We start from the raw sequence: 13050 nt of genomic DNA on the forward strand, positions 1-13050 counted from the left end.
GGTTCCGGCGGTGGCCGCCGGCGTGACGGGTGCGGTCAGCGCACGCTGCCGCTGCCGTAGGGGGCGTACAGGTCGAGCAGCCGGGTCCGGGCCGACTGGAGCCGGTGGGCGACGATCCGGCCGGCCCACTGGGCCACGGCCATGCCGAACGAGGGATCGCTGCGGCACATGCTCCGGACCTCCTCGGCGTCGAACTCGTAGGCGCGCACCGGGCTCGTCGCCTCGGCGCCCAGATGCCAGACGTGCGGGTCGAACAGCCAGGACCAGCCGACGAGTTCGTTGTGGCCGAGGATCTCGATGACGGCCGGGCGGCGACCCGGGACCCGCAGGTCGAGCGCCACGGTCCCGGTCCGGACGATCCAGAAGCGGTCCGCGCGGCCGCCCTCCTCGAACAGCCGGGCGCCCTCGGGGAACGACACCTCGCGGGCCACGCGCAACAACTGTTCCCGGTGCTGGGCGGGCAGCGCCCGCAGCATGGTGGATGTGGTGGAAGCGTTCATGATCCTGCCTCTCCCTGACGCCCGGCCCTTCCACCTCGAATCTCCGCCCGCGGTCCGCCCGCCGCCATGGGCCGTCCGGCCCCGGCCGCGGGCCGCACGGCACCCGTCGGTGAGGACGGCCACGGCACGGCCGACGGCGGCCCCTGCTGTACGGACGGCCGGCGTCTTCCTCCCGGAGGAGTGAAGTCCCTTGCGGCATGGGCCGGTTGGTCCCTACGGAGGACCAGCGGCCCCTCCTCCGGCGCCCGTGCGGACACGAGACTGATCACGCATCCCCCAAGGAGGTCACCAGATGTCCCGCACCATCGTCGTCGGTCTGGACGGCTCGCCCGAGAGCCTCGCCGCAGCCGAGTGGGCAGCCCGTGAAGCCCTGCGCACGGACGCCCGGCTGCGTCTCGTGCACGCCTGGTTGTGGCATCCCTACGTCTACGGCCCGCTGGCCGGTGTCTCGGTCCCGCCGCCGTCGGAGGACCCGCAGCGGGAATGGGCGGAGCGCCTGCCGCGCGAGACCGCGGACAAGCTCCTCGCGGACCACCCCGGTCTGTCCGTCACGGCCGAGCGCGTCGCCGAGCAGCCCGTCACCGCGCTGCTGGCCGCCGCCGAGGACGCCGAGCTGCTGGTGCTCGGGTCCAGGGGCCTCGGCACGGTCGCCGGTTTCCTGACCGGATCCGTCGGGCAGGCCGTGGTGGCCCGGAGCCGGACGCCGATCGTGCTCGTACGGGCCGACGCGCCGCCCGCGGGGGCGCCCGGGCGCGAGGAGGTCGTCCTCGGGCTCGACCTGGAGCACCCGGACGCCTCCGTGATCGCGTTCGCCTTCCGCGCCGCGGCCCGCCGGGCGACGGACCTGCACGTCGTCCACGGCTGGAAGCTGCCGCCGTACTACGGCTACGGCGGAGTCCTCGACGCCGGGGTCGACGAGGAACTGCTCACGGAGGCGCGGGGGCAGCTGACCGAGGTCCTGACCCCCTGGCGGGAGAAGTTCCCCGCCGTCGAGGTGCGCGAGCAGGCCGTGATCGGCGGCGCGGGTCCCCATCTCGTGGAGGTCTCGCGGAACGCCGCGCTGGTCGTGGTCGGCCGCCGCAACCGGCAGTCCCCGGTCGGCAGCCACATCGGCCCGGTGACACAAGCGGTGCTGCACCATTCCGCCGCGCCGGTCGCGGTGATCCCGCACGACTGACCGCTCGGTCGCCGGTACGCGACGAAGGGCCCCGGGAACCACCCCGGGGCCCTTCGCGCCCCGGCCACCAGGACCGCCCGATCCGTCGGCTCACCGGCTCACCGGCTCACCGCTCCTGTGGCCCTCCGGCCGGTCGCCGTCCGGGACGTCACGGAGTCTTGTGCCCCCACTGCGGGCCGAGCCGTTCCCACTCGCGCTCCCACCGGTCGTAGCGCCGCTGGTCGAGGCGCCACCGGACGAGACCGCCGACGCCGAAGACCAGGCCGCCCAGGGCCACGCCGGCGCCGACGCCCAGCAGGCTGGACTCGGTGGCCGCCGCGCTCCCGGTCGGAGGCGCCGTCGTCGGCAGACCCCGCGCGTCCAGCCAGATCATCACGTGCGACCCGGCCTTGTGCCCGGACTCCACCAGGGCGCTGCCGACCCGGGGCGACCCGTCCGGCGCCGTCCACCGGACCGTCGCCCGGACATGGTCGTAGACCGCGCTCTCCCCGGCGGGTACCGCCGATCCCGTACCGGCGACCAGGACGGCCGGGACGGCGTGCCGGTCGTGGCGCAGCCGCGTGAAGGACGCTTCGGCGGCGTGGGCCGTCACCAGACCGGCGACGGTGCCGCCCAGCACCATCACCGTCCAGACGATCAGCACGATCCACGCCTCGAAGACGTCGTCACGGCGACGCAGCGGATTCCTCCGCCAGCGCCAGCACCACTGCCTCGCACCCTGTGCTCCGCGCATGGCACCGCACCTCCTCGCTACACCCCAACAGTGCAAGCGGATCGCGGCGCGCGCGAGCGGTGGCGGGGGACGTCCGGTCCCGCGGTGAGGACCGAACGGCCCATGCGTGGGGCATCTGCCCCGGTCAGGGTGGATATGAGAGGTCGGGCGGCATGCTGAACGGACCGCCGTCGAGGCACTGTCCGTCCTGGCCGTCGGGCGCTCCGCAGGTCGGTACGTCCTGTCGGCGAGAAATGGCCGGAAGGAAGTGAAGGACATGTCCGAGCGGACACGAGGCCTCATGTCCGAAGGGGCGCCGCAGGCGAGGCACAGCGGGATTCCGGGCGGGACGGACTCGCCGCGCGGGTCCTCGGGCACGACGTCCGGGGCCGGGACGACGGCCGTGACGGGCGACGTCGGGCGGCGTATCGCCGCGCGGCGCGAGGAGCTCGGCCTGTCCCAGGAGGACGCGGCCGTCCGCGCGGGCATCGCCGTCGGCTACCTCCGGTACCTGGAGCGCCGGCCCACCGCGGCGCCCGGAGCGAGCGCCCTGATCCGGCTCGCGGACGCCCTGGGCACCAGCGTCGCCGCGCTGCACGGCGGCGACGTCGAGCTGCCGCCGGGTGTCGGCCGGGCCGGGCCCCACTCCGAGCTGGTCGAACTCGGCCCCGAGGAGTGCTGGGCGCGGCTGTCGACGCACGGCGTCGGAAGGATCGCCCTCCACACCCCCGAGGGGCTCGCGGTCCTTCCCGTCAACTACAGCGTCCTCGACGGGTCGGTCTCCTTCAGGACGGCGCCCGGTTCGGCACCCGCCATGGCGGTCGGAGCCCGTGTCGCCTTCGAGGTGGATCACGTCGACGAGGCCCTCAGCCAGGGCTGGAGCGTGCTCGTCCGGGGACGCGGGCGGGCCGTGACCGGTCCCGACGCCGTGCGACGGCTCGACGCCCTCGCCCACAGCCGGCCCTGGGCCGGTGGCGCGGAGCGCGACCTGTGGGTGCGCGTCGAGGAGGAAGGGATCTCCGGCCGCCGGATCGCCGTGCGGTGACGCGGGCGCCGGGAAGTGGCCACTCTCCGTCCGGCCGGGACCAATGGGCCCTGTACCCCCCGCGCCGGCCGCCGGAATCTGAACCGTATGTCGCTGTACCGCTGTGCCGCACTGCTGTGCCGCCCCGACGCGTGAGAGTTGGCTCCGGTGATGAATCCCAACGACGGCTTTCGTGAACTCGGCCGGCAGGAGTGCCTGGACCGGCTCGGTGGCGCGCCCATCGGCAGGGTGGTCCACACGCGCAACGCCCTGCCCGCGGTCGTGCCGGTCAACTTCGGTCTCGACGGTGATTCCGCCGTCGTGCTGCGGACGTCGGCCGACTCGGAACTGGCCCGCTCCATCGACGGCGTGGTGGTGGCGTTCGAGGCCGACGCGGTGGACGCGGCCGCGCACTCCGGCTGGAGCGTGGTCGTGACGGGCCACGCCCTGGTGGTGAGCGACCCCGCCGAGCACGATCACCTCATCCGGACGGGGCCCCGTTCCTGGGTGGCCTCGCCCCGCGACGTCTTCATCCGGATCGCGTCCGAACTGGTCACGGGCCGCGAGCTCGTGGGAGGCCGCACGCTGTACGGCGTCGATCTGCCCCTGTGAGGCCGCGGGAGGCCGCGGGAGGCCGAACGGCCCTACCGGGCCGAGGGCTTTCGGCGTGAACGCCGGTGCTGTCCGGCCCTCGCCGGGACCGGCCCGGAGGACAAGGATCGAAAACGCGGAAGGCGCGGAAGCGCCGAACATCTGGACACTGTGCGAGGGAGACCGGCAATGACCACAACGGTGGCGGCCGAGGGCCGGGAGACCGAGGGCCGGACGGCCGAGGCGTGGCAGGGCTTCGCCGGAACGGCATGGCGCGAGCGCGTCGACGTCCGCGACTTCATCCAGGCCAACTACACGCCCTACGAGGGGGACGCCACCTTCCTGGCCGGCCCGACGGAGCGCACCCGGGCCGTCTGGGACAAGATCAGCGCGCTCTTCCCCGAGGAGCGGAGGAAGGGGATCCTCGACGTCGACACCGCGACCCCGTCCACGATCACCTCGCACGCCCCCGGATACATCGACCGCGAGCGGGAGCTGATCGTCGGCCTCCAGACCGACGCTCCGCTGAAGCGCGCCATCATGCCGGGCGGCGGTCTGCGCATGGTCGAGAACGGACTGAAGGCGTACGGCTACGAGCCCGACGAATTCGTCACCCGCGTCTTCGGTACCTACCGCAAGACCCACAACGACGGCGTCTTCGACGCGTACACCCCCGCGATGCGCGCCGCCCGCAAGGCCGGCATCATCACCGGCCTGCCCGACGCCTACGGCCGGGGCCGGATCATCGGCGACTACCGGCGCGTCGCCCTGTACGGCACCGACCGGCTCATCGCCGCCAAGCGGGCGGAACGCGCCGTCCTCGACGCGGCGCCCTCCACCGAGCACATCGTCCGCGACCGCGAGGAACTCGCCGAGCAGATCAAGGCGCTCGGCGAACTGACCCGGATGGCGGCGACGTACGGCTGTGACGTCTCCCGCCCCGCGGCCACCGCCCACGAGGCCGTGCAGTGGCTGTACCTGGGCTATCTCGCCGCCGTGAAGGAGCAGAACGGCGCAGCGATGTCCCTGGGCCGCACCTCGACCTTCCTGGACGTCTACCTCCAGCGCGACCTGGACGCCGGGGTCCTGGACGAGACCCGCGCCCAGGAACTGGTCGACGACTTCGTGATCAAGCTGCGCATCGTACGGTTCCTGCGCACCCCCGAGTACGACGCGCTGTTCTCCGGAGACCCGACCTGGGTCACGGAGTCCATCGGCGGCATCGGCGAGGACGGCCGTCCGCTCGTCACCCGCACCTCGTTCCGCTTCCTGCAGACCCTCTACAACCTGGGACCGGCCCCCGAGCCCAACCTCACCGTCTTCTGGTCGCCCCGGCTCCCCGCCGGTTTCAAGGAGTTCTGCGCCCAGGTCTCCATCGACACCAGCGCCGTCCAGTACGAGTCCGACGAACTCATGCGGCCCCGCACCGGCGACGACACCGCGATCGCCTGCTGCGTCTCCGCCATGGCGGTCGGCAAGCAGATGCAGTTCTTCGGCGCGCGGGTCAACCTCGCCAAGGCGCTGCTGTACGCGATCAACGGCGGCCGGGACGAGATGAGCGGCGAGCGGGTCGCTCCCGAGGCCCCGGCCCTGACGGGGGAGTACCTGGACTACGACGAGCTGTCGAAGGCGTACGACGTCATGCTGGACTGGCTGGCCGAGACGTACGTCAACGCGCTCAACGTCATCCACTACATGCACGACAAGTACGCCTACGAGCGCATCGAGATGGCGCTCCACGACCACCCCGTGCACCGCTTCATGGCCTGCGGCATCGCCGGCCTCTCCGTCGCCGTCGACAGCCTGTCCGCCGTCAAGTACGCCCGGGTCAAGGTGATCCGGGACGAGACCGGCCTGGCCGTCGACTACGAGACCGAGGGCGACTACCCGGCGTACGGCAACAACGACGACCGGGCCGACTCCATCGCCGTCGCCCTGGTGGACTCCTTCATGACGAAGGTGCGCGAGCACCCCACCTACCGGGACGCCGAGCACACCCAGTCGGTGCTGACGATCACCTCGAACGTCGTCTACGGCAAGCACACCGGCAACACGCCCGACGGCCGCCGCGCGGGAGCGCCCTTCGCGCCCGGCGCGAACCCGATGAACGGCCGCGACCGGCACGGGGTCGCCGCCTCCGCGCTCTCCGTCGCCAAGCTGCCCTACGAGCACGCCCGCGACGGCATCTCCCTGACGACGACGATCACTCCGGAGGGTCTGGGACACGTGCCCGCCGAGCGCGCCGGCCACCTCGTCGGCATCCTCGACGCCTACACGGCCTCCGGCGGCTTCCACATGAACGTCAACATCCTGGACCGGGCGGTCCTGGAGGACGCCATGGAGAACCCGGAGAAGTACCCGGAGCTGACCATCCGGGTCTCCGGCTACGCCGTCAACTTCGTCCGCCTGACCCGCGAGCAGCAGCTCGACGTGATCAGCCGCACCTTCCACGGCTCGCTGTGAGGACGGCCACCACGGGCCGGATCCACTCCTGGGACCTGTCCACCGGCGTGGACGGTCCCGGGACCCGGTTCGTCCTCTTCGTCAACGGCTGCCCGCTGCGCTGCCTCTACTGCGCCAATCCCGACACCTGGCACATGCGCGACGGCAAGGAGGCCACCGTCGACGAGGTGATGGCGGAGATCGAGAAGTACCGGCCGTTCGTCACCGCCTCCGGGGGAGGGGTGACCATCACCGGCGGCGAGCCCCTGCTCCAGCCCGCCTTCACCGGCGAGATCCTGCGCCGCTGCAAGCAGGCCGGACTGCACACCGCCGTGGACACCTCCGGGTTCCTCGGCGCCCGTGCCGGCGACCAGCTCCTCGCGGACACCGACCTGGTGCTGCTCGACATCAAGTCCTTCGACGTCGCCGCCTACCGGAAGCTCACCGGCGGTGAACTCGGCCCGACGCTCAACTTCGCCACCAGGCTCGACCGTCTCCGCATCCCGGTGTGGGTCCGCTACGTCCTCGTCCCGGGCCACACCGACGCCCCCGAGACCGTCGACGGACTCGCCCGGTTCCTCTCCGGGCTCGGGAACGTCGACCGGGTGGACGTCCTCCCCTTCCACAAGATGGGCGCCCCCAAGTACGAGGCCCTGGGCATCCCCTTCCCCCTGCGGGACAACCCCGTTCCCGACGCCGCCCTGATCGAACGGGTCCGGGGTCAGTTCAGGTCCCACGGGCTCGCCGCCCAGTGACCCCCGCGCCGGGAAAACCCCGGGCCGCTCCACCGCGGCCCGGGGCAGGATGCCCCTGTGAACCACGTCCTGAGCGGCCTCGCCGCCAACCCGGCCCTGCCCTCCGAACTGGTCGACCGGCTGATCGCCGTCGCGGACGCCGACCTCGCTCACGACCTCGCCGACCGGGAGGACCTCGGCCACGGACAGGCGGTCGCCCTCTTCTCGCACGACCCGGAGTGCGGCGTGCGGCTCGCCTACGCGGGGAAGCTGACGGCCGCCGACGTCGATCCCGTGGCACAGCCGGACACCGCCCTCGCCCTGCTCGACGAGGGGTCCGGCAGCCCGGAGTGGGCCCGGCTCCTCGCGGCGGATCCCGCGGTGGAGCGCCGGGAGAAGCTGGCCGCCTGCCCCGGCCTCCCGGCCGACGTGGTGGACCGGCTCGCCGCGGACCCGGATCCGTGCGTCGTCGCGGAACTCGCGCTGCGGACCGCATCGGAAACGGCCGCGAGGCTCGCGGGGCACCCGCACGCCGAGGTCCGCCGCGCGGTGGCGTTCAACGAGGCGACCCCACCGGACGTACTGGCCGCGCTCATCACCGGCGAGGGACTGCCGCCCGCGCGGCACTGCCTGGTCTGCGACCGCGAGGCGACCCCCTTCGCCCATGATCCCGAGTGCTCCCTGCCGGACTGCCACCTGGGTCCGGGCGACTCCTGCGACGGCTCCCACGAATCCACCGTCCACGAGATACGGATCGCGGCACTCGGCAACCCCGGCACGCCCACCGACGCGGTCGTCCCCTTCGCGGACCACCCCTCGATCCAGCTGCGCCGGCCGCTCGCCACCCGCCCCGACCTGCCGCCGGAGGTGTGCGCACGGCTCGCCGCGGACCCCGTTCCCGGCGTCCGCGCCGACCTCGCCGAGAACCCCGCGACCGGCGAGGACGTCATCCGCGTACTGGCGCGGGACCGGGACCCCCAGGTGCGCCGGGCCCTCGCCCGCCATCCCCGTGTCCCGCTCGACGTGCTCACCGAACTGGCCCGGACCGCCAAGGCCGCCGCCACTCTGCTCCCGCGCGTCGCCGCCGCGACGGCCGCCGAGATCGAGGACCTGGCCCGGTCGCCGGACCCGGCGGCGCGCATGCTCGTGGCCCAACGCCGTGATCTGCCGCCCGAGATGCGCGACGCGCTGGCAGGTGACCCCGACGCGAAGGTGGTCAAGTCCGTCGCCCCTCATCCGGGGCTCTCCGAGAGCCTGTTGCGCGCCATGACCGACCGGCACGGAGTCAGGGTCCTCGCCAAGGTCGCGACCAACCCCGACGCGAGTCCGGCGCTGCTGGAGTACCTGACCCGGCAGGCACCACCCCCGCAGAAGGCGTTCCGGGCGATCGCCGGGCACCCGAACGCGTCGGCCGAAGCCCTGCTTTCCTACCTCGCGGACCGCGAGGCCAGGCCCCGGGCCGCCGGTCACCCGGCACTCCCGCCGCGGGTGATCGTGGAACTGCTCTCCGACGAGGACGCGCAGGTGGCGGAAGCGGCCGCCGCCAACCCGTCGCTGCCGCCCGCCGTGATGCGGGAGCTCGTGAGCAGTGTCGACAGGCTTGCCGTGAAAGGCGGTTGAGGCATCGGGCGGACACGCGGGAGCGGGCCGCACGTCCCCCGCCGGGGTGTGCGGCCCGCTCCTCGTCCGTGTGTCACCCGAGTGGGGTCACAGCATCTCGGTCTCGTCGCGGGACGCCTCGCCCCACAGCGTGTGGAAGCTGCCCTGGCGGTCGGTGCGCCGGTAGGTGTGGGCGCCGAAGAAGTCGCGCTGGCCCTGGGTGAGGGCGGCCGGCAGGCGGTCGGCGCGCAGGGTGTCGTAGTAGGACAGGGCCGCGGAGAACGCGGGCACCGGGACGCCTCTGCGGGTGGCGATGGAGACGACCTCGCGCCACGGCACCTGGGCGTCCTTGATCTCGGTGGCGAACCCCGCGTCGGACAGCAGGCTGACCAGGCCCGGGTCGACGGCGTACGCGGCCCGGATGCGGTCGAGGAACGCCGCGCGGATGATGCAGCCGCCGCGCCAGATCTTCGCCACCTCGCCGAGGTCGATGTCCCAGCCGTACTCGGCGGCGGCGTCCAGGATCATCTTCCAGCCCTGGTCGTAGGCGATCAGCTTCGAGGCGTACAGGGCGTGTTCGACCTGGCTGGTGAAGCGCTCGGCCTCGGTCCCCGACAGGTCCCAGTGGGTGCCGCCGGGCAGGCCGCGGTAGGCGGCGCGCAGCCCGTCCTGGCTGGAGGCGGCCCGGGCGAAGGTCGCCTGCGCGATGGCGGTGACCGGGGAGCCGAGGTCCAGCGCGGTCTGCACGGTCCAGCGGCCGGTGCCCTTCTGCCCCGCGGCGTCCACCACGACGTCGACGAACGGCTCCCCGGTCGCGGCGTCCGTGTGCGCGAGGACCTCGGCGGTGATCTCGATCAGGTACGAGTCGAGACGGCCCTTGTTCCAGCGCCGGAAGATCTCCGCGATCTGCGGCGGGGTGTAGCCGCCGACACGGCGGAGCAGGTCGTAGGCCTCGCCGATCAGCTGCATGTCGGCGTACTCGATGCCGTTGTGCACCATCTTGACGAAGTGGCCGGCACCGTCCGTGCCGACGTGCGTGGCACAGGGCTCGCCGTCGACCTTGGCGCTGATCGACTCGAACATCGGGCCGAGCGAGGCGTACGACTCCGGGGAGCCGCCGGGCATGATGCTCGGCCCGTTGAGGGCGCCCTCCTCGCCGCCGGACACACCCGCGCCGACGAAGTGGATGCCGCGTTCGCGCAGCGACTGTTCGCGACGACGGGTGTCGGAGAAGTGGGCGTTGCCCCCGTCGATGATCATGTCGCCGTCTTCGAGCAGTGGCGCGAACTCCTCGATGACGGCGTCGGTGGCGGCACCCGCCTGCACCATGATCATGAGGCGGCGGGGGCGCTCCAGCGCCGCCACGAAGTCCTCGGCCGACTCGGCCGCGACGAAGGAGCCCTCGTGCCCGAACTCCTCGACCAGTGCCTTGGTGCGCGCGGGCGTACGGTTGTGGACGGCGACGGTGTAGCCGTTCCTGGCGAAGTTGCGGGCCAGATTGCGGCCCATCACCGCGAGCCCTGTGACGCCGATCTGCGCGGTCGCCTTCATGGTGTGCTCCTTGGATCCGGTTCTGCCTGTCCGCGTACCTGACGGGCGAGCAGACGACTGTCGCTGTTCCGATCAGTACGCACGGGAGGGGCCGGGGCGTTCAGCGTCCGGGGCAGGAGCTGTGCGGGACCGCGGAACGGGTGTCCGGCGCCGGGCGGAGGGGGCCGCCGGGAGCCGCGGGCGACGGCCGCGAGGGGTCAGCCCTCCCGGCGCAGCCGCCACCCGTGGTCCACCGGTCCGATGCCGGCGCCGAGCGCGAAACCGGCCTCGATCGCGGCCGTCACGTACGCCTTGGCCCGTCGTACGGCCTCCGGCACCTCGAGGCCCTCGGCCAGGCCCACCGCGACGGCCGAGGCGAGCGTGCACCCCGTGCCGTGCGTGTGCCGGTTGTCGTGGCGCGGCGCGCGCAGCCAGTGCTCGGCGGTTCCGTCGGTGAGCAGGTCGACGGCCTCGCCGGGCAGATGGCCGCCCTTCACCAGCACCCAGCGGGGACCGAACGCGAGCAGCAGCCCGGCGGCCCGGCGCATGCCCGTCTCGCCGTCCACCTTCACCCCGGTGAGCTGGGCGACCTCGTCGAGGTTCGGGGTGGCCACGGTCGCCCGCGGCAGCAGCAGGGTCCGTACGGCGTCCAGCGCGTCGTCGGCCAGCAGCCGGCCCCCGTGCTTGGAGACGCTCACCGGGTCCACGACGACCGGGGCGCCCACGTCGGACAGCAACTCGGCGACGGTGGCGACCAGTCCGGGCGAGGAGAGCATCCCCGTCTTCACGGCCTGGACGCCGATGTCGTCGACCACACTGCGGTACTGGGCCCGCACCGCCTCCTCGGACAGCTCCCAGGCCCCCTGCACGCCCACGGAGTTCTGCGCGGTCACGGCGGTGAGCACGCTCATCCCGTGGGCGCCCAGCGCGAGCATGGTCTTCAGGTCGGCCTGGATCCCTGCGCCTCCGCCGGAATCGGATCCGGCGATCGTCAGGACACGGGGCGGTACGGTCATGAGGGGTTCCTCTCGGGTACGGCTTCGGGCCGGGGCCCGCGACCGGCGGATCGACGGGCGGCGGCCCTCAGGCGCGGCGGCGCAGCCGCAGCGGGGCGTAGAGGGCGAGGGCGACGAGGAACGCCACGTAGTAGGAGAGATCGGCGCCGTGCAGCGCGTCGGCCACCGGACCGACGTACAGGCTCGTGTCCATGAACGGCACGGCCGCGCCGAACGCCGCGACGAAGGCCACCAGCGACGGCCGTCCGGAGCGCGGACGTGCCGTCTCGGCGGAGACGTCGACCGGGGCGCCCGCGCGCTCCCGCCCCCAGGCGATCCAGTCGACGACGACGATCGCGACGAACCCGGGGATCCAACAGCCCACGAACAGCAGCACGTTCTGGAAGCGCGCCGTGGTGTCGGCGGCGTGCATCCACAGCACCAGCGGGAAGCCGAGCGCGGCGGCCAGGGCGGCCGCCACCGGGCGCGGTATCCGGACCCCCAGGGTCTGCAGGGCCAGCGAACCGCTGTAGTCGTTCATCGCGTTGCTGCACACCGCGGCGAGCGCCACGGCCAGCAGCCCGAACGCGCCCGCGGCGCCGCCGCCCAGCAGCGTGTCCACGCCCGCCGCCGTCTGGTCGGTCAGCACCGACGCGCCCCACAGCCCGAGGACCTGCACCGCGACGAAGGACGCGACGAGCCCGAGCAGGGTGCACCAGAACATCCGGGGGCGGGACGTCGTGCGCGGCAGGTAGCGGCTGAAGTCACCGGCGTACGGCGCCCAGGACAGCGACAGGCTCAGCGCGATGGTGCTGGTGAGCACGAACGCCCCCGCGCGGTCGGCGCCGGTCGCGGACCCGGTCGTCGCGGGGTGGACCCCGTCGAGCATCCGCCAGGCGATCACCGCGAAGGCCACGGCGAGCACGAACGTCATGACGATCTGCAGACGGTGGATCGCTTCGTAGCCGAGCACGCCCAGGGCCCCCTGGGCCGCCATCATCACCAGCACGCCGAGCCAGAACGGCCAGCCGCACAGCCGCGCCAGCGCGTCCCCGCCGAACAGGCCGATCAACGCGTCCCAGGCGACCGAGGACAGCCACTGGAGCATCCCGGGCAGCACCACCGAGCGGCCGAACGCGAGCCGCGCGAGCGGGAGTTGACCGGTGCCGGTGAGGCCGCCCCAGGTGCTGAGATAGGCGGTGGGCAGTGCGCCGAGCACGGTTCCGAGGACCACCGCCGCGAGAGCGGTGGTGAAGTCCAGGCCCAGCGCGATGCCGATGGTGCCGGTGAACACGCCCGTCATCGTCAGGTTCGGGGCGAACCACACGGTGAACAGGCGCCCGGCCCCGCCGTACCGGTTGGTCTCGGGGACCGGCTCGATGCCGTGCCCCTCCACCCGCAGGTCGCCGGGTGCGGCGGGCATCCGTCCGTCGAAGACGGCGGGCCGGCTGTCGGCGGGCAGCCCGCCGGGAACATGCGCCAATGGCATGGAAGACATCCCTCCGCCAGTACGAACTGGTTCAGGTTCGACGGGTGTGATCTCAGCCCTCGGACGGGCACCCCGTGTCCGGTACGACGCACACCCTAACCGCTCCCGGGGACCGGCCGGGAGCGGGTCCCGCCGCCGGAACCCGTGCCCGGCCCCCGGCCGGACCGTTTCACAGCGCGGCGGGTGCCGCCCCTCGGTACTGTCGGAAGTGATCGCCGCTCGCTCTTTGCCCCCGGGTTCCCGGACCCCGGCGGCCG

11 protein-coding genes and 1 riboswitch are annotated in these 13050 nt (G+C 73.1%); of the genes, 6 read left to right on the top strand and 5 right to left on the bottom strand.

All coding sequences use genetic code 11. The features are described from left to right. Positions 1–35 precede the first annotated feature (35 nt). A complete protein-coding gene (locus tag ACICHK_RS35840) occupies positions 36–500 on the bottom strand; it encodes a cyclic nucleotide-binding domain-containing protein (protein WP_406840179.1) in 465 nt (154 codons plus the stop codon). A gap of 292 nt (positions 501–792) precedes the next feature. On the opposite strand from ACICHK_RS35840, the gene ACICHK_RS35845 reads away from it, so the two are divergent. Further along, positions 793–1677 (top strand): universal stress protein, encoded by an 885-nt coding sequence (locus tag ACICHK_RS35845; RefSeq protein ID WP_406840180.1) that lies wholly within the window; start codon positions 793–795, stop codon positions 1675–1677. A 148-nt stretch (positions 1678–1825) separates the two neighbouring features. On the opposite strand, the gene ACICHK_RS35850 is transcribed toward ACICHK_RS35845, so the two are convergent. Next, a complete protein-coding gene (locus ACICHK_RS35850) occupies positions 1826–2410 on the bottom strand; it encodes a hypothetical protein (RefSeq protein WP_406840181.1) in 585 nt (194 codons plus the stop codon). 256 nt (positions 2411–2666) lie between these two features. On the opposite strand from ACICHK_RS35850, the gene ACICHK_RS35855 reads away from it, so the two are divergent. The 5 genes from ACICHK_RS35855 (at position 2667) to ACICHK_RS35875 (ending at position 8800) form a co-directional block, all read left to right on the top strand. Next, positions 2667–3434: a helix-turn-helix domain-containing protein gene (locus ACICHK_RS35855; protein ID WP_406840182.1), complete on the top strand. Its 768-nt coding sequence runs from the start codon at positions 2667–2669 to the stop codon at positions 3432–3434. A gap of 150 nt (positions 3435–3584) precedes the next feature. After that, the gene (locus tag ACICHK_RS35860; protein ID WP_406840183.1) at positions 3585–4025 is read left to right on the top strand and encodes a pyridoxamine 5'-phosphate oxidase family protein; all 441 of its coding nucleotides are present in this window, start codon (positions 3585–3587) and stop codon (positions 4023–4025) included. Between the two features lie 168 nt (positions 4026–4193). Further along, the gene (gene pflB, locus ACICHK_RS35865) at positions 4194–6467 is read left to right on the top strand and encodes a formate C-acetyltransferase (protein WP_406840184.1); all 2274 of its coding nucleotides are present in this window, start codon (positions 4194–4196) and stop codon (positions 6465–6467) included. Next, positions 6464–7201: a pyruvate formate-lyase-activating protein gene (pflA, locus tag ACICHK_RS35870; RefSeq protein ID WP_406840185.1), complete on the top strand. Its 738-nt coding sequence runs from the start codon at positions 6464–6466 to the stop codon at positions 7199–7201. The genes pflB and pflA overlap by 4 nt, the downstream gene beginning before the upstream one ends. Positions 7202–7258: 57 nt before the next feature. After that, a complete protein-coding gene (locus ACICHK_RS35875; protein ID WP_406840186.1) occupies positions 7259–8800 on the top strand; it encodes a hypothetical protein in 1542 nt (513 codons plus the stop codon). Between the two features lie 87 nt (positions 8801–8887). Here the strand turns inward: ACICHK_RS35875 and gndA are convergent, their stop codons facing one another. From gndA to ACICHK_RS35890, 3 genes are all read right to left on the bottom strand, one after another. Beyond that, entirely contained in the window at positions 8888–10330 is a 1443-nt protein-coding gene (gene gndA, locus ACICHK_RS35880; protein ID WP_406840187.1) for an NADP-dependent phosphogluconate dehydrogenase, read from the bottom strand. Positions 10331–10527: 197 nt separating this feature from the next. After that, positions 10528–11325: a bifunctional hydroxymethylpyrimidine kinase/phosphomethylpyrimidine kinase gene (gene thiD, locus ACICHK_RS35885; RefSeq protein ID WP_406840188.1), complete on the bottom strand. Its 798-nt coding sequence runs from the start codon at positions 11323–11325 to the stop codon at positions 10528–10530. 67 nt (positions 11326–11392) lie between these two features. Next, the gene (locus tag ACICHK_RS35890) at positions 11393–12793 is read right to left on the bottom strand and encodes a purine-cytosine permease family protein (RefSeq protein WP_406840189.1); all 1401 of its coding nucleotides are present in this window, start codon (positions 12791–12793) and stop codon (positions 11393–11395) included. Beyond that, a riboswitch (TPP riboswitch) is annotated at positions 12785–12878 on the bottom strand. Its footprint overlaps the gene before it by 9 nt. Between the last annotated feature and the right edge of the window lie 172 nt (positions 12879–13050).

It is taken from the genome of Streptomyces sp. AHU1 (assembly GCF_045343905.1).
GTDB lineage: Bacteria > Actinomycetota > Actinomycetes > Streptomycetales > Streptomycetaceae > Streptomyces > Streptomyces triticiradicis.